We start from the raw sequence: 20,030 nt of genomic DNA, 5'->3' as shown, positions 1-20,030 counted from the left end.
GCAGGTCCGACCGCGTCCAGGGGCCGCAGAGCCACCGACGACGTATGCCGTCGGGCCGGGTGCCCGTCCACGGGACCCCGCCCGGCGGCATACGTCCGCTTCTGTCCGATGTCGCGCGTCCATCGGACAGGACACCGGTCACCGGTTGACCGTCGCGCCGGTCGTCACGAGTCTCGGGCAGGACATCGTCGTCGCCCGTGAAGGAACTCCCATGCGCCCCGTGCTCCGCTCGCTCGGCACCGCCGTCCTCGCCGCCGCCGTCCTCGGCCCCGTCCTGCCGTCCGGGGCGCCACCTGCCGAGGCCGCCGCGGCCGAGAGGCTCGTCGACGCGGTCAACCCCTTCATCGGCACGCAGGACAACGGGAACACCTTCCCGGGGGCCAGTGCGCCGTTCGGCATGGTCCAGGTGAGCCCGGACACCGGGGGCGAGGGTGGCTACGACCACTCCCAGGGCTCGATCTACGGCTTCAGCCAGACCCACCTGTCAGGGGTGGGCTGCCCCGTCGTCGGTGAGCTGCCGGTCATGCCGACGACCGGCACCGTGACGACCGTCGACCCGGGCCGCTACCGGTCGAGCTACAGCCACGCGGACGAGGAGGCCGAGCCGGGCTACTACCGCGTCGGGCTGCCGACGTACGACGTCCAGGCCGAGCTGACGGCGAGCGACCGCACGGGCTGGCAGCGCTTCACCTTCCCCGCCGACAAGCAGCCGAACGTCCTGCTCAACACCGGCAAGGCCAACATGCGCGTCTTCGACTCCGAGGTGCACGTCGTCGGTGACCGGGTCGTCGAGGGGCGCATCCACGACGGCAACTTCTGTGCGGGCAAGGACGAGCACACCGTGTGGTTCCGGGCCGAGTTCGACCGCCCCTTCAGCTCGTTCGGCACGTGGAGCGGGTCGACGCTGACGTCGGGAGCGCGCGACGCCTCGACGAAGGACGGCGGCAACGGTGCCGCGGTCACGTTCCCGACCGGCACGACGTCCGTGACGATGAAGGTCGCCCTCAGCTACACCGGCCCCGACGGCGCCCGCGCCAACCTGACCGGAGAGACCGGCGACTCCTTCGACTTCGACGCCACCCGCGCCGCACTCGCGCAGCGGTGGGAGTCCGAGCTCGGCAAGGCACGCGTCACGGGCGGCACGACCGAGCGCCGCACCGCCTACTACACGGCGCTCTACCACTCGCTCATGCACCCGAACCTCGCCTCCGACGTCGATGGCCGCTACCACGGCTGGGACGGGAAGAACCACGTGGCACAGGGCTACACGCCGCGCCAGAACTTCTCGCTGTGGGACACCTACCGACCTCAGAACCAGCTCCTCGAGATCCTCGCCCCCGACGTCGCGCGGGACTCCTACCTGTCCGTGCTCGCGATCGGTCGGGAGGGTGGCTGGCTGCCGCGGTGGGCCCTCGTCAACAGCGAGACGAACATCATGACCGGCGACCCGGTGACGCCGTTCCTCGTCGAGGGCTGGAGCAAGGGCTTCCTCGCCGGCCACGAGGCCGAGGCGTATGCGCTCCTCAGGCAGAACGCGACCGAGCGCCCGCCGGCCGACAGCCAGTACAACGGCCGCGCCGGGCAGCACTGGTACGAGAAGCTCGGCTACATCCCGTTCGGCCTCGACGTCGGCACCGACTGCGTCTCCCACGGCGGCGACAACGACTGCGCCCACCCGGCGTCCGCGACGATGGAGTACGCGGCCGCGGACGCGTCCCTCGCCCTCATGGCCAAGGGCCTGGGGCACACGGCGGACGCGGCGATGCTGACGGAGCGCAGCGGCTGGTACCGCAACCTCTGGGACGCCGGCACGCAGACGTTCCGCCCGCGACTGGCCGACGGCACGTGGCTCGACCCGTACGACCCCGTCGAGGCGTCGCACGCCTTCCACGAGGGTGGCTCCTACCAGTACCAGTGGCTCGTCCCGCAGGACCCGGCCGGGCTGACCGAGCTCTTGGGTGGCCGGGCGGCGACCGAGAAGCGCCTCGACGACTTCTTCGCCTACCCGAAGCTGCTCACCGACCCGGCGGGCACCGCGCGCACCGACTGGATCGAGGCGACGTACGCCTACTACAGCAAGCCGACCTACAACCCGAACAACGAGCCCGACCTGCTCGCGCCGTACGTCTACGCGTGGGTCCAGCAGCCCGCCAAGATCGCGACGGTGGCGCGGGCCGCCTTCACGCTCTTCACGTCCGGCCCCGACGGGATGACCGGCAACGACGACCTCGGGACGATGTCCGCGTGGTACGTCTTCTCGTCGTGGGGGCTCTACCCGACCATGAGCGGGTCGAACGTCTTCGTCGTCAGCTCGCCCCAGTTCGAGCGCGTCGACGTCGCCGTGGCCGCGCCGTCGTCGGTGCGGACCGGCCAGGGCGGTCGCCTCACGATCACCGCGCCCGGCGTCTCGGACGACCGGCGCTACGTCCAGACCCTCACCGTCGACGGCTCGCGCAGCACGAAGAGCTGGGTCGGCTGGGACGCCCTCCGGCAGGGCGGGTCGATCGCGCACACCGTGGGCACGACCCCGAGCCGGTGGGGCACGACGCCGGCCGACGTGCCGCCGTCGGCCGTCCAGGCCGGACGCGACCCGCGTCTGTCGCTCTCCATGGCCGTCCGGCCGAGTCCCGTCGTCGTGCCGACCGGTGCCCGTGAGGCCCGCCTCACCGTGGACCTCGTGGGCCAGGCACCCAAGAGCCTCCCCGTCGACGTGTCCGTGACGGCCCCGGCCGGGTGGACGGCCGTGGTGGGCTCCGGCGACGACGGCGCCGCCGTGCTGCACAGCAACGGTGTCCCGGCGAGCGCGTCGGTGCCCGTGACCCTGCGCCTGCCCGCGGGTCTGGGGGTGGGGGACCACGAGGTGGTCGTCACCGCCACGGCGCCCGGTGTCGATCCCGTGACGCGCACCGTCCCCGTCCAGGTCCGGGAGGCGCTCGACTGCGTCGCCGGTGCACCGGGCTGCGCGCTGGACCTGACCCCGGCCCGCAACCACGACGGCACGGCGACCGTCGCCGCGCCGAGCGAGGGCAACTTCGACGGCAGCGGCTGGAGCTACGACGCCGCTCTGCTGCCCGCCCCCGGCCCGTGGGTCCACGACGGCATCACGTATGCCGCACCGGTCACGTCGGGCACGACGCCCAACCTCGTCGAGGGACGAGGCCAGACGCTGCTCGTGCAGGCCGGAAGCCGCTCCACGATCCACCTCGTCGGGTCGACGCACAACGGCGACGTGTCGACGGCCCTGCGTCTGACGTACACGGACGGCAGCGTCCAGTCCGTCCCGGTGGCACTGACCGACTGGGCCGCGGGCAGCGGGCACAACGGCAACACCGTGGCGATCGCCATGGACCACCGGATCAAGGGCGGCTCCGGCGTCGACGGGCCCCCGGTCCAGATCTTCGGCACCACCGTCGCCGTCGACCCGGCCCGGCAGCTCCAGGCCGTCACGCTGCCCGCTGACGACCGCTTCGAGGTCTACGCCCTGACGCTCCGCTGACGGGCGCCCGTGCGGGCTGAGGGTATCGGTGCGGCGTGTCCCAACGACACGCCGCACCGTCCGGGTCACCGTGAAGAAAGTGCCGACAAGGCCTTGCGCGCCGGCGTCCGCGGGGTTACAAATGAGGGACCGAACCGCTTCGGCGGATCGGTTTCAGAATCGCTTCGGCGAGGACGAACAGAAGGCCCGGGAACTCATACTTCCCGGGCCTTCACCTTCCTTCACGCGCGGTCGACCGGCGAGTCCGTCGACGCCGTGCGTGACCGAGGATCCCGGCCCTGCGGCTCTCACACCCGCAGGGCTGTTCCATGCCGCAGGGCAGTCCCGCGTCCGTCGACCGCGCCGGGAGACGACGAAGGCCCTGCGGTCTCACACACCGCAGGGCCGACTCCATTGAACCGAAGGTCGGCCCGATGGGGAAATCGACACGCGGCCGGTGGGTCGTCGCGGCTTGCGGACCTCGTCCTAGGATCAGTCACCATGACGACGCAGGGGAGTGGCCCGACGCCCACGGGTGGGAGCCCCGCCCCCGGGCACGAGCACGGGCGCCACCAGGGGCCCGACCACGGGCCTGACCACCAGCCCGTCCTCGAGCCGGCAGCCGACTTCGCCCGCGTCGAGGACGGCTTCGAGCGGCTCTGGACCCCGCACCGGATGGCCTACATCCTCGGTGACAAGCCGACGGAGGAGGCCGGGCACGGGTGCCCGTTCTGCGCCGCTCCGGGCAAGACCGACGCGGAGGGCCTCATCGTCCACCGCGGCGAGCACTGCTACGTCGTCATGAACCTCTTCCCCTACAACCCGGGCCACGTCCTCGTCTGCCCCTACCGCCACGTCTCCCTCTACGTCGACCTCACGGACGACGAGACGGCCGAGTTCACGGCACTGACGAAGCAGGCCGTGCGTGCGCTCCAGGCGGCCTCGGAGCCGCACGGCTTCAACCTCGGCATGAACCAGGGGGCCGTCGCCGGCGCCGGCGTCGCGGCTCACCTGCACCAGCACGTCGTGCCGCGCTGGAGCGGCGACTCGAACTTCCTGCCGATCGTCGGCCAGACCAAGGCGCTGCCCGTCCTCCTCGAGGACACCCGCGCACGGCTCGTCCAGACCTGGCCCGCCGGCTGAGGACCGCTCGGCTCGGTGTCCGCAGGTCACGGACGCGCCACGGTGCGTGCGCCCGGCCCGACCACGCCCGAGCGGTCAGTACGCTGTCACCACCATGCTCAACAGACTCCTGCGCGCGTCGCTGACCAAGATCCTCGGTCCGATCGCCCACCTCTTCCTCCGCCTCGGGATCAGCCCCGACGTCGTGACGGTCGTCGGCACCCTCGGGGTCTGCGCCGGGGCGCTCGCCTTCTTCCCCCGCGGTGAGATCTGGGTCGGCGTGCTCGTCATCACCGCCTTCGTCTTCTCCGACAACGTCGACGGCATCATGGCCCGCGAGTCCGGCCGCTCCAGCAAGTGGGGCGCCTACCTCGACTCCACCCTCGACCGCATCGGTGACGCCGCGATCTTCGGCGGCCTCGTCCTCTACTACGCCGGCAAGGGCAACAACCAGCTCATGGCCGGTCTCGCGCTCAGCTGTCTCATCCTCGGCAGCGTCGTGTCCTACGCCAAGGCCCGGGCCGAGGGCCTCGGATACACGGCGAACGTCGGCATCGCCGAGCGCGCCGACCGGCTCGTCGCCGTGCTCGTCGCGGCGTTCTTCGCCGACCTCCTCAACTCGACGATCCTGCTCGGCGTCGTCCTGGGGCTGCTCGCGGTCGCGAGCCTCGTCACGGTGCTCCAGCGGATGCTCACGGTCCGTCGCCAGGCCCTCGCCTCCGGCGAGGTGGGCGCGTGACCGACCTCGCGCGCCGGGCCACCGACACCGTCAGCGTGCTCGGCTTCAGGCTCGGGTGGTCCGTCGTCCGCGCCCTCCCGGAGCGGGCGGCATACGCCCTCTTCGACCGGGTGGCCGCCATCGCCGTCCGGCGCGGCGGCAAGGGCATCGTGCGCCTCCGCTCGAACTACCGCCGGGTGCGTCCCGAGCTGTCCGACGCCGACCTCGACGCCCTCGTGCGCCAGGGGATGCGCTCGTACATGCGCTACTACTGCGAGGCGTTCCGGCTCCCGTCGCTGACCCGGGCCCAGGTTGACGGTGCGGTCGTCGTGCGCGGCGACGCCGAGATCCGCGAGCTGTGCGCGCGCGGCGAGGCAGGCGTCGTCTTCGTCGGCCACCTCGGCAACTTCGACCTCGCCGCGGCCTGGTCCGCCGGCAACCTCATGCCGGTGACGACCGTCGCCGAGCGGCTCAAGCCCGAAGAGGTCTTCCAGGAGTTCGTGGCGTTCCGGCGCAGCATCGACATGGACATCATCCCGCTCACCGGCGGGGGCGACCCCTTCCACGGGCTGCTCGACGCGACGCGGGCAGGAGGTCGGCTCATCGCGCTGGCCGCCGACCGCGACCTCACCAACGGCGGCGTCGAGGTCGACCTCCTCGGCCACCGCGCCCGGATGGCCAAGGGCCCGGCCGTCCTCTCGCTCATGACGGGCGCACCGCTCTACGCGGCCCGGATCTGGTACGAACCCGCGCCCGCCGGTACGGGACTCGGCGGCCACCGCACGGTCATCGAGTTCAGCGACCCCCTGGTGCCTCGCGTCGAGGGCACGACCGCGGCCAAGGCGGCCGACCTCATCCAGCAGTGTGCCGACCACCTCGCCGTCGCGATCCGCGAGCACACGTCGAGCTGGCACATGCTCCAGCGGGTCTTCGTCGACGACCTCGCGGCGCCCGCGCGGCCGTCCGCCGGTGCGGCGTCGCCCGCGTCCGTGGAGGCGTCCACCCCGACGACGGGACGCGCGACGTGAGGATCGGGATCGTCTGCCCGTACTCGTTCGACGTCCCGGGCGGGGTGCAGTTCCACGTGCGCGACCTCGCCGAGCACCTCATCAGCCAGGGCCACGACGTGTCGGTGCTCGCCCCGGCCGACAGCGAGACCGAGCTGCCCGACTACGTCACGTCGGCCGGACGGGCCACGGCCGTGCGCTACAACGGCTCCGTCGCCCGCCTCAACTTCGGCCCCGTCACGGCGTCCAAGGTCGGCAAGTGGCTCGACGCCGGCCAGTTCGACGTGCTCCACCTGCACGAGCCCGTGACGCCCAGCGTCAGCGTGCTCGCCCTCATGGCGGCCGAGGGGCCCATCGTCGCGACCTTCCACACCTCGATGCTGCGGTCGCGGACGATGCAGACGGCCTACCCCATCATCCGACCGAGCCTCGAGAAGATCGCCGGCCGCATCGCGGTGAGCGAGGACGCCCGACGGACCGTCACGACCCACGTCGGCGGCGACGCGGTCGTCATCCCCAACGGGGTCTACGTCGACCGGTTCGCCCAGGCGCCACGTCGCTCGGCGTGGATGGGCACTCCCGCCTCGCCGACGATCGCCTTCCTCGGCCGGATGGGCGAGCCCCGCAAGGGGCTTCCCGTGCTCGCGGCCGCGCTCCCCGAGATCCTGCGCTCGGTCCCGGGACTGCGCGTCCTCGTGGCCGGGCCCGGCGACCCCGAGGAGGTCACCGAGGGCTGGCCGCCGGAGGTCGTCGCCGCGTGCGAGTTCCTCGGCTCGGTCTCCGACGACGACAAGGCGTCGCTGCTCGCGTCCGTCGACGTCTACGTGGCGCCCAACACCGGTGGAGAGAGCTTCGGCATCATCCTCATCGAGGCGATGAGTGCCGGCGCCTGCGTCCTCGCCAGCGACCTCCCGGCGTTCTCGCGGGTCCTCGACGGCGGCACCGCCGGTGCGATGTTCGCCAACGAGCAGCCCGACGACCTCGCGCGCACGCTCGTCGACCTCCTGCGTCGACCCGAGCGCCGGGCCGAGCTCGCCGCCGCCGGTCAGCACCGCGCCCGACTCTTCGACTGGTCGGTCGTCGCCGACGAGATCCTCGCCGTCTACGAGACGGTCATCGAGGGTGCCGCGGCCGCGCACCTCGAGCCGCACGGACGCTGGAACCGCTTCCTGCGCGGAGGTGCCCGGTGAGCGAGGTCCTCTCGTGGGTCTTCGCGATCCTCTTCGTCCTCGTCGTCATCGCCTGGTACCTCTCCTACACGGCGGCCCGCCTCGACCGGCTCCACGTGCGCCTCAGCGGCACGCTCGCAGCCCTCGACGCGCGGCTCGTGCGCCGGGCCGAGGCGGCGGTAGAGCTGGCCAACTGCGGGCTCCTCGACGGCGCGACGGCGCTCATCCTCGCCAACGCCGCGGCTGAGTCCCTCGAAGCGCCGTCGGAGCACGGCGAGGCCCGCGAGCTCGCCGAGAACGACCTCACCGAGGCCCTCGACCTCGCCCTGACGCCCCAGGCCGTCAGCACGCTGCGCTCGACGGCGCTGGGGCAGGACGTGCTCGCACGGCTCGCCTCGGCCTGCACCCGCGTGCAGCTCGCACGACGGTTCCACAACGACGCCGTCACCGACGTCCGCCGGGTGCGGCGCAAGTGGACCATCCGCATGTTCCACCTCGCGGGCTACACCCCGATGCCGCACACCGTCGAGTTCAACGACGACTCGCCGGAGCACCTCGCCCTCGTGTGACCGGGCCCACGCGCGGGACGGCGGACCCCGTCGTGCGCCCCGCGCGCGGGGGCCTACGCTTTGAGGCACACCGAACCCAGATCACGGGAAAGCAGGACATCGTGAGCACCACCCCGACCTCGGGCAGCACGCCCGCGGCTGACCAGCAGAGCGGCACGAGCCACACCGGCACGACGCGCGTGAAGCGCGGCATGGCCGAGATGCTCAAGGGCGGCGTCATCATGGACGTCGTCACGGCCGAGCAGGCCAAGATCGCCGAGGACGCCGGCGCCGTCGCCGTCATGGCCCTCGAGCGGGTCCCCGCCGACATCCGCGCCCAGGGCGGCGTGTCGCGCATGAGCGACCCCGACATGATCGACGGCATCATCGAGGCCGTCTCGATCCCCGTCATGGCCAAGGCCCGCATCGGCCACTTCGTCGAGGCGCAGGTGCTGCAGAGCCTCGGCGTCGACTACATCGACGAGTCCGAGGTCCTGACCCCGGCCGACTACGCCAACCACATCGACAAGTGGCAGTTCACCGTGCCCTTCGTCTGCGGCGCGACCAACCTCGGCGAGGCCCTGCGCCGCATCACCGAGGGCGCGGCCATGATCCGCTCCAAGGGTGAGGCCGGCACCGGCGACGTCTCCAACGCGACGACGCACATGCGCACCCTGCGCGCCGAGATCAACCGCCTGCACTCGATGAGCCCCGACGAGCTCTACGTCGCGGCCAAGGAGCTCCAGGCGCCCTACGAGCTCGTCAAGGAGGTCGCCGAGGCCGGCAAGCTCCCCGTCGTGCTCTTCACGGCCGGTGGCATCGCGACCCCCGCCGACGCGGCGATGATGATGCAGCTCGGTGCCGAGGGTGTCTTCGTCGGCTCGGGCATCTTCAAGTCCGGCAACCCGGCCCAGCGCGCCGAGGCCATCGTCAAGGCGACGACCTTCCACGACGACCCCGACGTCATCGCCAAGGTCTCGCGCGGCCTCGGCGAGGCGATGGTCGGCATCAACGTCGACGAGATCGCCCAGCCGCACCGCCTCTCCGAGCGCGGTTGGTGACCACCGCACCCCCAGCCACACGCTGACGTATGCCGCCGTGCCCCGCCGGGCGCGGCGGCATACGTCAGCGTGTGGCCTCGTGGCTGGCACGATCGTGGCGTGAGTCCCACCGGAGCCGAGCTGTCACGGTCCTACTCGGAGCAGGTCGTCGAACCGCTCGTGCGCGGGCGATGGCCGGGGATGCCCTGTGCCGCGGCGAGACTCGGGAGCGGTTCGGACGTCCTCGGTCTGGATGACGCGATGTCGCGCGACCACGACTGGGGCCTGAGGCTCAACCTCCTCGTCCCGCACGACCTCGTCCCCGCGGTCGACGACCACCTCGCCGAGCAGCTGCCCGAGTCGTTCGCCGGCCACCCGACGCGGTTCGCGACGACGTGGGACCCGACCGTGCGCCACCGGGTGCAGGTCGAGACGGCTGGAGACCTCGCCGTGTCGCGCCTCGGCGTCGACCCCACCCGCGACCTGACGGTGGACGACTGGCTTTGCCTGACGGGCCAGGCCGTCCTCGAGGTCACCGGGGGAGAGGTGTTCGTCGACGACGCGGGCGAGCTGGACGGCATACGCCGTCGGCTCCAGTGGTATCCCGACGACGTCTGGCGGCACGTCGTCGCGACGGACTGGGCCCGGCTCGCGCAGGAGCTGCCCTTCGTGGGCCGGACGGGGGAGCGCGGCGACGACCTCGGCTCGCGGGTGGTCGCGGCGCGGCTCGCCGGGACCGCGATGCACCTTGGCCACCTGCTCGAGCGGCGCTGGCCGCCCTACTCCAAGTGGCTCGGCACGAGCTTCACCCGGTTGCCGCGGGCAGGTGCCGCGGGGGAACCGCTGCACGCGGCGCTGGCGGCCGGCAGCTGGCGAGAGCGCGAGCAGGGCCTCGTCGCGGCGCTTCGTGTGCTGAACCGGGTGCAGGGTGAGGCTCGGCTGCCGACTCTCGCCGACCCCGTCGAGCCGTTCTGGGACCGGCCCTACCGCGGCGTGCGCGAGGCCGTGGTCGTCGTGCTGGAGGAGAGCGTCGAGGACTCGGCCGTCCGGGCGCTGCCGCGAGGCGTGGGCTCGGCCGAGCAGTGGAGCGACAACGTCGACGTCCTCACGAGGTCCGGTCGCCGCCGGTCGTCACCGTGACCCGCACACCCTGGCAACTCACCGAGCAGGTCACGGCTCACAGGCTCCCGATCACGGCGAGCTGGAACCCTCTCGGTGTGGTGCGGGAGGGGACGACTCAGGTGACGGCGCCGCGCTCGGCGAACTCCGGACGCTCGAACTCGCGACCGTCGAGGACCTCCTTGACGTGCACCGCGGCCCGCACCGCGTCGACGTGCGTGACGTAGAGGGGCGCGAAGCCGAGACGGATGATGTCGGGCTCACGGAAGTCGCCGATGACGCCGCGGGCGATGAGCGCCTGCACCACGGCGAAGGCCTGCGGATGGCGTAGCGACACCTGCGACCCGCGGCGCTCCGGCTCACGCGGCGTCGCCAGCGGGAGGTCGACCCCGAGCGCGTCGAGGGCGTCGATGAAGGTGCCGGTCACCGAGAGCGATGCCGCCCTGACGTCGGCGGGGGAGAGGCCGTCGTATGCCGTGAGCGCGGCCTCGAGGGCGAGGACCGACAGCAGGGGCGGGGTGCCGACGCGGGCCCGGGTGATGCCGGGCGCCGGCTCGTAGTCCGGCCGCATCTCGAACGGGTGCGCGTGCCCCTGCCAGCCGGTGAGGGGCTGCTCGAAGTCGTCCTGGTGGCGGCTCGCGACGTAGAGGAAGGCCGGCGCACCCGGCCCGCCGTTGAGGTACTTGTAGCCGCACCCGACGGCGAGGTCCGCGCCGCCCTCGTCGAGGTCGACCTCGATGACGCCGGCCGAGTGGCACAGGTCCCAGCAGGCGAGCCCGCCGACGGCGTGGGCCGCCTCGGTGATCGCGCGCAGGTCCCACAGCTCGCCCGTGCGGTAGTCGACGCTCGAGTAGGAGCCCAGGGCGAGGGCGTCCCCGACCTCCGCGATCGCGGCGACGGCGTCACGAGGGTGGACCCGGCGCACCTCGAGGCCGGCCAGAGCGGCCGCCGACTCGGTCATGTAGAGGTCGGTCGGAAAGGAGTCGGGGTCGGTGAGCACGACCGTGCGTCCGGGCCGCAGGCGTCCGGCGCCGATGACCGCCTTGAAGAGGTTCACCGACGTCGAGTCGGTCACGACCACCTGTCCGGGTGCGGCTCCGACGAGACGGCCGACGAGGTCGCCGACGCGGGTCTGCGCACCCCACCAGTCGGCCTCGTTCCACGAACGGATGAGCCGCTCGCCCCACTGCCGGTGCATGACGTCGTCGACGACTCCGGGCACCGCCCTGGGCAGCGCCCCGAGCGAGTTGCCGTCGAGGTAGATGACGTCGTCGGGGAGGGCGAAGCGGTCCCGGGTGCCGTGCAGCGGCGAGGCGGCGTCGGCCTCCGCGGCGCGGGCGGTCAGGTCGTCGTGGGTGTGCACCGTCGTCATGGCCGCAACGTATCCGGTGGCGTCGTGCCGATGTCAGGGCCGCCTCCACGGACGTCTGGCATCCGAGACGGTTCTCGGCGCTCGACCCCTGGCGCGACCGTCACGACGGGCGCTCTACGCTGACCGGGTGAGCACCACCAGCACCGTCTCCGGCACGACCGCCGGCACGACCGCCGGCACGACCGCCGGCACGACCGGCAGCACGACCGCAGGCACGACGGCCGCCCCTGCGGACGTCTCCCTCGGCGTGCCGCGCATCGGCGTCCTCGCCGTCCAGGGCGACGTCCGCGAGCACCTCGCCGCCCTCACGGCGCTCGGCGCCGAGGGCGTCACCGTTCGCCGACCGTCCGAGGTCGAGGCCGTCGACGGGCTCGTCATCCCCGGCGGGGAGTCGACCGTCATGGACAAGCTCGTCCGCGCCTTCGACCTGCGAGAGCCCCTGCTCCGGCGCATCGCCGAGGGCATGCCGGCCTACGGATCCTGTGCCGGGATGATCATGCTCGCCGACCGCATCGCCGACGCCCGACCCGACCAGCAGACCCTGGGCGGCCTCGACATCACGGTGCGGCGCAACGCCTTCGGCCGCCAGGTCGACTCCTTCGAGCAGGACCTCGAGTACACCTGGAGCGACCCGTCCACGACCGGCACGGTGCACGCCGTCTTCATCCGCGCGCCGTGGGTCGAGCAGGCCGGCCCGGGCGTCGAGGTCCTCGCCCGCGTGAGCGAGGGCCCGGCCGCCGGTAGGATCGTCGCGGTCCGGCAGGGCAACCTCATGGCCACGTCCTTCCACCCCGAGGTGGGGGCCGACCGCCGGATCCACGCCGAGTTCGTCTCGATCGTCAGAGAGCACCGACTCCAGCAGTCGGGTGCACGCCAGTCACCGGAACGCGAGGACACTGCATGAGCGGCCACTCCAAATGGGCCACCACGAAGCACCAGAAGGCGGCCAAGGACGCCAAGCGCGGCAAGCTCTTCGCCAAGCTCATCAAGAACATCGAGGTCGCGGCCCGCCAGGGCGGCGCCGACCCCGCCGGCAACCCGACCCTCTACGACGCCATCCAGAAGGCGAAGAAGACGTCGGTGCCCAACGACAACATCGACCGCGCCGTCAAGCGCGCCTCGGGTGCCGAGGCGGGCGCGGCCGACTGGCAGACGATCATGTACGAGGGCTACGCCCCCAACGGTGTCGCCGTGCTCATCGAGTGCCTCACCGACAACCGCAACCGGGCCGCCGCCGAGGTGCGGACGGCGCTGACCCGCAACGGTGGTCAGCTCGCCGACCCGGGCTCGGTGTCCTACGTCTTCAACCGCAAGGGCGTCGTGACCGTCCTCAAGGACGCCGGCTCCGAGGACGACATCCTCGAGGTCGTGCTCGAGGCGGGCGCCGAGGAGGTCAACGACAACGGTGACACGTGGGAGATCATCTCCGAGGCCACCGACTTCGTCGCGGTCCGCAAGGCGATCCAGGACGCCGGCATCGACTACGAGTCGGCCGAGGCCTCGTTCGTCCCGAACCTCCAGGTCCCGCTCGACCTCGACGGTGCGAAGAAGATGATCCGCGTCATCGAGGCCCTCGAGGACAGCGACGACGTGCAGAACGTCTTCGCCAACGGCGACATCCCCGACGACGTGCTCGCGCAGCTCGACGACGACGAGGACTGACTGCACGGGCCCACCCGGCCCGGGGGTTCGACGAGGAGGCACGCCGGGACCGGCGTGCCTCCCCTCCTTTCGGGGGAGGCCCGTTAGCGTTGTCCCGAACACCTGTTCGGATCGTCCAGTGCCCCAACCCAGGGAGGTATGCCGTGCGCGTCCTCGCGGTCGACCCCGGGCTCACGCGCTGCGGCGTCGGCGTCGTCGACGGGGTCCCGGGGCGCAAGCTGTCCCTCGTCGAGGTCGGGGTCATCCGGACGCCGTCCGGAGACCCGACACCGAGACGGCTCGTCGCCGTCGAGGACGAGATGCGCCAGTGGTTCGCGCGGCACCGTCCCGAGGCCGTGGCCATCGAGCGCGTCTTCGCCGACACCAACGTCTCCACCGTCATGGGCACCGCGCAGGTGACCGGGATCGTCATGATCATGGCCGAGCGGCTCGGCCTGCCCGTCACCCTCCACACCCCGACCGAGGTCAAGGCCGCCGTCAGCGGCAACGGCCGGGCCGACAAGGCGCAGGTCACGACGATGGTGACCCGTCTGCTCGGTCTCGACACCCCACCCAAGCCGGCCGACGCGGCCGACGCCCTCGCCCTCGCGATCTGCCACGTGTGGCGCGGCGGCACACAGAGCCGCCTCGAGACCGCGCGGCTCGAGGAGCTCGCGCGCTCCGGCCGCCGGGGGAGCGGCATACCCCGCCGTGTGCCGCCGGGAGCCGCCCCACCGGTGCAGCGCCTGCGCGCCGCGACCACCCAGCCCACCCGCACCGGCCCCACCACCCGACCCCACCCTGGAGCCCAGCCCCGATGATCGCCTCGCTCTCCGGCACCGTCCTCAAGGTCGGCCTCGACTCGGTCGTGGTCGGCGTCGGGGGTGTCGGCATGCTCGTCCACACCACGCCGGCCACGGCGACGTCCGTGCGCCTCGGGCAGCCCACGCAGCTCGCCACGAGCCTCGTCGTGCGCGAGGACTCGCTGACGCTCTACGGCTTCGCCACCGACGACGAGAAGCACGTCTTCGAGACCGTCCAGACGGTCTCGGGTGTCGGCCCGCGCCTCGCCTTGGCCGTGCTCGCCGTCCACTCGCCCGACGCCGTCCGGGTCGCACTGGGCACCGGAGACCTCGTCGCGCTGACCAAGGTCCCGGGCATCGGGAAGAAGGGCGCGGAGCGGATGGTCCTCGAGCTCAAGGACAAGCTCGGCGCCCTGCCCGGCTCCGCCGGCCAGACCGACCCGGTCCACCTCGACACCGGCGAGGCGTGGCGCGAGCAGGTCCGCGAGGCCCTCGTCGGTCTCGGCTGGACCGCGCGCCAGGCCGACGAGGCGCTCGACAAGGTCGCGCCGCTCGCCGCAGAGGGCGCCGGTGTCTCGGCCCTGCTGCGGGCTGCCCTGCAGGAGCTCGGCCGATGAGCGTCGACCGCTCCTGGGAGCTCGACGCCGGCGCCGAGCCGGACGTCTGGGACGACGGGTCGTTCGACGCGACCGCGCGCATCGTCGACGCCGCCGGCGACACCGACGAGCGCCAGGTCGAGGCCGCCCTGCGTCCCAAGCGCCTCGACGACTTCCCGGGGCAGACCCGTGTCCGCGACCAGCTGGGGCTCGTCCTCAAGGCGGCGAAGGGTCGTGGCACGCCGCCCGACCACGTGCTGCTCTCCGGGCCGCCGGGCCTCGGCAAGACCACCCTGGCCATGATCGTCGCCGGTGAGCTCGAACAGCCGATCCGCATCACCTCGGGCCCCGCGATCCAGCACGCCGGTGACCTCGCGTCGGTGCTCTCCTCGCTCGCCGAGGGGGAGGTGCTCTTCCTCGACGAGATCCACCGGATGTCCCGCTCGGCCGAGGAGATGCTCTACCTCGCCATGGAGGACTTCCGGGTCGACGTCATCATCGGCAAGGGCCCGGGCGCGACCGCGATCCCGCTCGAGCTGCCGCCCTTCACCGTCGTCGGTGCGACGACGCGTGCCGGGCTGCTGCCCGCGCCGCTGCGGGACCGCTTCGGCTTCACCGGCCACCTCGACTACTACGCCGCGGCCGACCTCGTCACGATCCTGCACCGGTCGGCCCGGCTGCTCGGCCTCGATGCCGACGAGGACGGCATCCGCGAGATCGCCCTGCGCTCCCGTGGCACGCCCCGCATCGCCAACCGGCTGCTGCGCCGGGTCCGCGACTGGGCCCAGGTGCACGGCGAGGACCGCGTCACCCACTCCGCCGCCCGTCAGGCGCTCGAGCTCTTCGACGTCGACGAGCGCGGCCTGGACCGCCTCGACCGTGCCGTGCTGGAAGCGCTCTGCCGACGCTTCAACGGTGGCCCGGTGGGCCTCTCGACCCTCGCCGTCGCCGTGGGCGAGGAGCCCGACACCGTCGAGACGGTCGCCGAGCCCTACCTCGTGCGGGAGGGCTTCATGGTGCGCACCCCGCGCGGCCGCGCCGCCTCGAGCCTCGCCTGGGAGCACCTCGGGCTCACGCCACCGCACGACTCGCAGGCCCTCTGGACGGCGACCCTGCCGATCGACGAGGCCGGGGGCGCGCGGTTCGACTCCTGAGGACAGCCCCGGCGCGCCGTGCCGAGGCCTCCAACTGCAGCCAAAACGTGACACGGGCAGACGGCGGCACCCGTTCAACCGGTCTGACAAACTGCACCGGCGCACGTAGACTCCTGCGGGCACCATCGCCGCTGCCGCGGCACCATCCGGTGCCCCCGGTCGTTGACGCGACATCCGACCCGATCGACGGGTCGTGGCGCGCGCCCGCGCTGACCGGACGAAGACACGAAGGACTGAGCTGACATGAACAACAACGGGGCCCTCTCGTTGCTGATTTTCGCCCTGCCCCTGCTGCTGCTGGGCTGGCTGTTCTTTTCCCAGAACAAGCGGATGAAGCAGATGCGCGACTTCAGCTCGGCACTCAACGTCGGTGACGCCGTCGTCACGTCCTCGGGCATCTTCGGCACGATCAAGCACCTCGACGACAGCAGCGCCTGGCTCGAGATCGCCGAGGGCACGACCGTCCGTTTCGACCGGCGCGCCATCGCGATGAAGCAGACCGACACCGTCGCGAGCGACACGCCTGCGGCCGACGCCCCCGTCGACGACGCACCGGGTGCGACGCCCGGCCCCCAGCAGAACGGTCAGTGAGGCTTTCGTGGCACGCAGCTCCACCAAGACGTCGGCGAGACGGAGCCTCCTGGCACTGGTCGTCGTCATCCTCGCCCTCGGCGGTCTGGCCGTCGGCCTGACGAAGTGGGCCGACGGGTCGATGACCCCCCGCCTCGGTCTCGACCTCGAGGGCGGCACGGAGCTCGTGCTCCAGCCGCAGCTCAACGGCACCGAGACCATCAGCGAGGGCCAGGTCAACCGTGCGGTGGACATCATCCGCCAGCGCATCGACGCCAACGGCGTCTCCGAGGCCGAGATCACCACGCAGGGCGGTCGCAGCATCGTCGTGTCGATCCCCGGCCAGCCCACGGCCGAGCAGCTCGACGCGCTGAAGAAGCCCTCGCAGCTGCGGTTCCGCGCCGTCTACGTGCAGGCCCTCGACGCCAACGCCAGCCAGGCCAACCCGAGCGGGACGCCCACCGGCACCTCGACCGGCACGACCACCCCCTCCGGCACCGCGACCGGCACCGGCACGCCGAAGGCCACGAGCACCGCGACGCCCTCGACGTCCGCGACCGCGCAGAACGGCGTCGTCCCCGACGCGCTGCGCGCCGCCACGACCCCTGCCACTCCGACACCGACCGGGTCGGCGACCACGCCCTCCGGCACCGCGACGACGCCTGCCCCCGCCGCCACCGAGGCCCCGGCCCCGACGGCGGCCCAGACCGAGGCCGCCATCAAGGCACAGGTCAGCACCGGCCTCGTCGGGCTCGGCTGGGACAAGGCCAAGGCCGACGCCGCCGCCGCCAAGGTCGCCAAGGAGTACACCGCGCTCAACTGCTCGACCCCGGGCGCCCTCGACAAGATCCAGGACGACCCGACGCAGCCCATCGCGACCTGCGGTGAGGACCGCGTCACGAAGTACGTCCTCGGCCCGAGCGAGATCGACGGCAGCGAGATCGCCGACGCCACGAGCGGCTACCAGCCCGGCCCGAACGGCCAGCCCACCTCCATCGTCGAGGTCGCCCTGTCGTTCAAGGACGCCGGCAAGGCCAAGTTCGCGGCCGTGACCAAGCGCCTCTACGGCCTCCAGTCGCAGCCGCCGCTCGACCAGTTCGCCGTCGTGCTCGACAAGGCCGTCATCACGGCCCCGCAGGCACGCGCCGTCATCACCGACGGTCGGGCCTCCATCACCGGCTCGTTCACCATCGACTCGGCCAAGCAGCTCGCCGAGCAGCTGAAGTTCGGTGCGCTGCCGATCTCGTTCGCGCTGCAGACGCAGGACAACATCACGCCCCAGCTCGGCGAGGAGCAGCTGCGCATCGGCCTGCTCGCCGGCTTCATCGGCCTGCTGCTCGTCGTCGTCTACTCGCTCATCCAGTACCGCGCCCTCGGACTCGTCACGGTCGCCTCGCTCGTCGTCGCGTCGGTCATCACCTACCTCGCGGTGACGGTGCTCGGGACGACGCATGGCTTCCGCCTGACGATGGCCGGTGTCACGGGTCTCATCGTGGCCATCGGGGTCACGGCCGACAGCTTCATCGTCTACTTCGAGCGCATCCGCGACGAGGTGCGTGACGGCCGCCCGCTCGTGGCCGCCGTCGAGACCGGCTGGAAGCGCGCCCGCCGCACGATCATCGCGGCCGACGCCGTGAACTTCATCGCCGCCGGTGTGCTCTACTTCCTCGCCTCGAGCAACGTCCGTGGGTTCGCCTTCACGCTCGGTCTCACGACCCTCATCGACCTGCTCGTCGTCATCCTCTTCACGCACCCCACGGTCCAGCTGCTCGCGCGGACGAACTTCTTCGGCACGGGTCACAAGTGGTCCGGTCTCGACCCGGAGCGCCTCGGCGCGAAGGAGTCGCCCCGCTACCGCGGCCGGGGCCAGTTCGGGGCACCCGGCGCCCAGCGCCCGCCCGCCACCGTGGGCTCGGCCCGCCTCTCGGATGGGAAGGCCCAGGCATGATCAACTTTGCCCAGGTCGGCAACGACCTCTACACCGGCAAGCGCTCGATCGACTTCATCAAGCGCCAGAAGACCTGGTACGCCATCTCGGCGGTGCTCATCGCCCTGGCCCTCGTCGGCATCTTCGTCAAGGGCCTCAACTTCGGCATCGAGTTCAGCGGTGGCTCGGAGTTCCGCGTCCAGGGCGTGGCCAACAGCCAGGGCTACGAGGAGAAGGCGCAGAGCGCCATCGCCGATGCCGGCATCGACGGCAACGTCGTCACGACGATCGTCGGTCAGGACACCGTCCGCGTGCAGTCCGAGGCCGCCGCAGACCGCACGGACGAGGCGCGCACCGCCCTCGCCGAGCGGTTCGGCGTCGAGGAGGGCTCGGTCAGCGCCTCGCTCATCGGCCCGAGCTGGGGCCAGTCGGTCAGCCAGCAGGCGATCCGGGGACTCATCGTCTTCCTCGTCATCGTGACCCTCGTCATGGCGCTCTACTTCCGCACGTGGAAGATGGCCGTCTCGGGGCTCGTGGCCCTGCTGCACGACCTCGTCATCACGGTCGGCATCTACGCCCTCTTCGGGTTCGAGATCACCCCGTCGTCGATGATCGGGTTCCTCACGATCCTCGGGTACTCGCTCTACGACACCGTCGTCGTCTTCGACAAGGTGCGCGAGAACACCGCCGACGCGTTCCGCACGAAGCGCATGACCTACTCGGCCGCGGCCAACCTCGCCGTCAACCAGACGCTGGTCCGCTCGATCAACACGACCGTCGTCGCGTTGCTGCCGATCGCGGCAGTGCTCTTCGTCGGCTTCACCCTGCTCGGCCCGGGCACGCTGCTCGACCTGTCGCTCGCGCTCTTCATCGGCATCGCGGTCGGCGCGTACTCCTCGATCTTCATCGCGACGCCGCTGCTCGTCGACCTGCGTCGCAACGAGCCCGCCGTCCGTGACCTCGACAAGTACGTCGCGCGCCACGGTGCCAAGCAGGGCGCCTCCGCGGCGCAGCGAGCCGCCGAGCCGGCCTATGTCGGGGCGGACACCACGGGTGCTGCGGCCGATGCCGACTACACCGTCGACGGCGCCCCGCGTCCCGTGCACAAGTACGCCCAGGCCGGTCCGCGCAACCAGCCCAAGCGCGCGCCGAAGTCGCGACGCTGAGGTCGGGGGTCGCGGGAGCGGCCCCTGACCCGCACACCGCACGTCCACACCTGTAGGAGCCGGCGTGAGCCAGATCAGTGACCTCGTCGCGTCGCGCGTCCGCGACGTCCCCGACTTCCCGAAGCCCGGGATCGTCTTCAAGGACCTCTCGCCGCTGCTCGCCGACGGCATGGCCTTCGGCGCCCTCGTCGACGACATCGCCCGGCGCTGGAGGGGGCAGGTCGACATCGTCGCCGGCGTCGAAGCGCGCGGCTTCATCTTCGGCGCGCCGGTGGCCCACGCCCTGGGACTCGGCTTCGTCCCGATCCGCAAGGCCGGCAAGCTTCCCGGCGACACGATCGCGTCGGCGTACTCCCTCGAGTACGGCACCGCCGAGGTCGAGGTGCAGGCGGACGCCTTCCCGGCGGGCGCGCGCGTGCTGCTCATCGACGACGTCCTCGCCACGGGCGGCACGGCCGCGGCGGCGTGCGAGCTCATCGAGCGGTCCGGCGCCACGACCACGGCTCTCGAGTTCCTCATCGAGCTCGGCTTCCTCGAAGGCCGCTCCCGGATCACGTCCGGCGCCGTCAACGCCATCCTCACCGTCTGATCACAGAGGGACCG

Annotated in this window: 18 protein-coding genes; 17 read left to right on the top strand and 1 reads right to left on the bottom strand. The window is 72.0% G+C overall.

Annotated elements, in window-relative coordinates:
* Positions 1-211: 211 nt before the first annotated feature.
* The 8 genes from ACSSS0_RS00330 (at position 212) to ACSSS0_RS00295 (ending at position 10,219) form a co-directional block, all read left to right on the top strand.
* Complete coding sequence (locus ACSSS0_RS00330) at positions 212-3,496, top strand: GH92 family glycosyl hydrolase (protein WP_487229614.1); 3,285 nt, start codon at positions 212-214, stop codon at positions 3,494-3,496.
* A gap of 480 nt (positions 3,497-3,976) precedes the next feature.
* On the top strand, positions 3,977-4,618 hold the full coding sequence (locus ACSSS0_RS00325) for an HIT family protein (protein ID WP_487229613.1): 642 nt from the start codon (positions 3,977-3,979) through the stop codon (positions 4,616-4,618).
* Positions 4,619-4,712: 94 nt separating this feature from the next.
* Positions 4,713-5,336, top strand: coding sequence for a phosphatidylinositol phosphate synthase (gene pgsA / locus ACSSS0_RS00320; RefSeq protein WP_487229612.1), 624 nt, complete (start codon positions 4,713-4,715; stop codon positions 5,334-5,336).
* Complete coding sequence (locus tag ACSSS0_RS00315) at positions 5,333-6,343, top strand: phosphatidylinositol mannoside acyltransferase (RefSeq protein ID WP_487229611.1); 1,011 nt, start codon at positions 5,333-5,335, stop codon at positions 6,341-6,343. The genes pgsA and ACSSS0_RS00315 overlap by 4 nt, the downstream gene beginning before the upstream one ends.
* Entirely contained in the window at positions 6,340-7,512 is a 1,173-nt protein-coding gene (locus ACSSS0_RS00310) for a glycosyltransferase family 4 protein (RefSeq protein ID WP_487229610.1), read from the top strand. Before ACSSS0_RS00315 ends, ACSSS0_RS00310 begins: the two co-directional genes overlap by 4 nt.
* Positions 7,509-8,060: a LemA family protein gene (locus tag ACSSS0_RS00305; protein WP_435985932.1), complete on the top strand. Its 552-nt coding sequence runs from the start codon at positions 7,509-7,511 to the stop codon at positions 8,058-8,060. Before ACSSS0_RS00310 ends, ACSSS0_RS00305 begins: the two co-directional genes overlap by 4 nt.
* 101 nt (positions 8,061-8,161) lie before the next feature.
* Positions 8,162-9,100, top strand: coding sequence for a pyridoxal 5'-phosphate synthase lyase subunit PdxS (gene pdxS, locus ACSSS0_RS00300; RefSeq protein ID WP_435985933.1), 939 nt, complete (start codon positions 8,162-8,164; stop codon positions 9,098-9,100).
* A gap of 99 nt (positions 9,101-9,199) precedes the next feature.
* Positions 9,200-10,219, top strand: a complete 1,020-nt coding sequence (locus tag ACSSS0_RS00295; RefSeq protein ID WP_487229609.1) for a DUF4037 domain-containing protein — start codon at positions 9,200-9,202, stop codon at positions 10,217-10,219.
* Between the two features lie 97 nt (positions 10,220-10,316).
* On the opposite strand, the gene kynU is transcribed toward ACSSS0_RS00295, so the two are convergent.
* Positions 10,317-11,570, bottom strand: coding sequence for a kynureninase (gene kynU / locus ACSSS0_RS00290; RefSeq protein WP_487229608.1), 1,254 nt, complete (start codon positions 11,568-11,570; stop codon positions 10,317-10,319).
* Between the two features lie 127 nt (positions 11,571-11,697).
* Here kynU and pdxT point away from each other — a divergent pair, with 127 nt between their 5' ends.
* The 9 genes from pdxT (at position 11,698) to ACSSS0_RS00245 (ending at position 20,016) form a co-directional block, all read left to right on the top strand.
* The gene (gene pdxT, locus ACSSS0_RS00285; RefSeq protein ID WP_487229607.1) at positions 11,698-12,474 is read left to right on the top strand and encodes a pyridoxal 5'-phosphate synthase glutaminase subunit PdxT; all 777 of its coding nucleotides are present in this window, start codon (positions 11,698-11,700) and stop codon (positions 12,472-12,474) included.
* Positions 12,471-13,232: a YebC/PmpR family DNA-binding transcriptional regulator gene (locus ACSSS0_RS00280; protein ID WP_435985936.1), complete on the top strand. Its 762-nt coding sequence runs from the start codon at positions 12,471-12,473 to the stop codon at positions 13,230-13,232. Before pdxT ends, ACSSS0_RS00280 begins: the two co-directional genes overlap by 4 nt.
* Positions 13,233-13,375: 143 nt before the next feature.
* Complete coding sequence (ruvC, locus tag ACSSS0_RS00275; protein WP_435985937.1) at positions 13,376-14,032, top strand: crossover junction endodeoxyribonuclease RuvC; 657 nt, start codon at positions 13,376-13,378, stop codon at positions 14,030-14,032.
* The gene (gene ruvA / locus ACSSS0_RS00270) at positions 14,029-14,631 is read left to right on the top strand and encodes a Holliday junction branch migration protein RuvA (RefSeq protein WP_435985938.1); all 603 of its coding nucleotides are present in this window, start codon (positions 14,029-14,031) and stop codon (positions 14,629-14,631) included. The genes ruvC and ruvA overlap by 4 nt, the downstream gene beginning before the upstream one ends.
* A complete protein-coding gene (gene ruvB, locus ACSSS0_RS00265) occupies positions 14,628-15,764 on the top strand; it encodes a Holliday junction branch migration DNA helicase RuvB (protein WP_487229606.1) in 1,137 nt (378 codons plus the stop codon). Before ruvA ends, ruvB begins: the two co-directional genes overlap by 4 nt.
* A gap of 243 nt (positions 15,765-16,007) precedes the next feature.
* Positions 16,008-16,355, top strand: coding sequence for a preprotein translocase subunit YajC (yajC, locus tag ACSSS0_RS00260; protein WP_435985940.1), 348 nt, complete (start codon positions 16,008-16,010; stop codon positions 16,353-16,355).
* A gap of 7 nt (positions 16,356-16,362) precedes the next feature.
* A complete protein-coding gene (gene secD, locus ACSSS0_RS00255; RefSeq protein WP_487229605.1) occupies positions 16,363-18,282 on the top strand; it encodes a protein translocase subunit SecD in 1,920 nt (639 codons plus the stop codon).
* Positions 18,279-19,427, top strand: coding sequence for a protein translocase subunit SecF (gene secF / locus ACSSS0_RS00250; RefSeq protein ID WP_487229604.1), 1,149 nt, complete (start codon positions 18,279-18,281; stop codon positions 19,425-19,427). Before secD ends, secF begins: the two co-directional genes overlap by 4 nt.
* A gap of 64 nt (positions 19,428-19,491) precedes the next feature.
* Positions 19,492-20,016, top strand: coding sequence for an adenine phosphoribosyltransferase (locus tag ACSSS0_RS00245; RefSeq protein WP_487229603.1), 525 nt, complete (start codon positions 19,492-19,494; stop codon positions 20,014-20,016).
* The last annotated feature ends 14 nt before the right edge of the window (positions 20,017-20,030 follow it).

The sequence above is a fragment of the Terrabacter sp. R4-6 genome (genome assembly GCF_057529065.1).
Note: the sequence above shows the minus strand (reverse complement) of the source record. Positions and strands in the feature narration are given on the sequence as shown.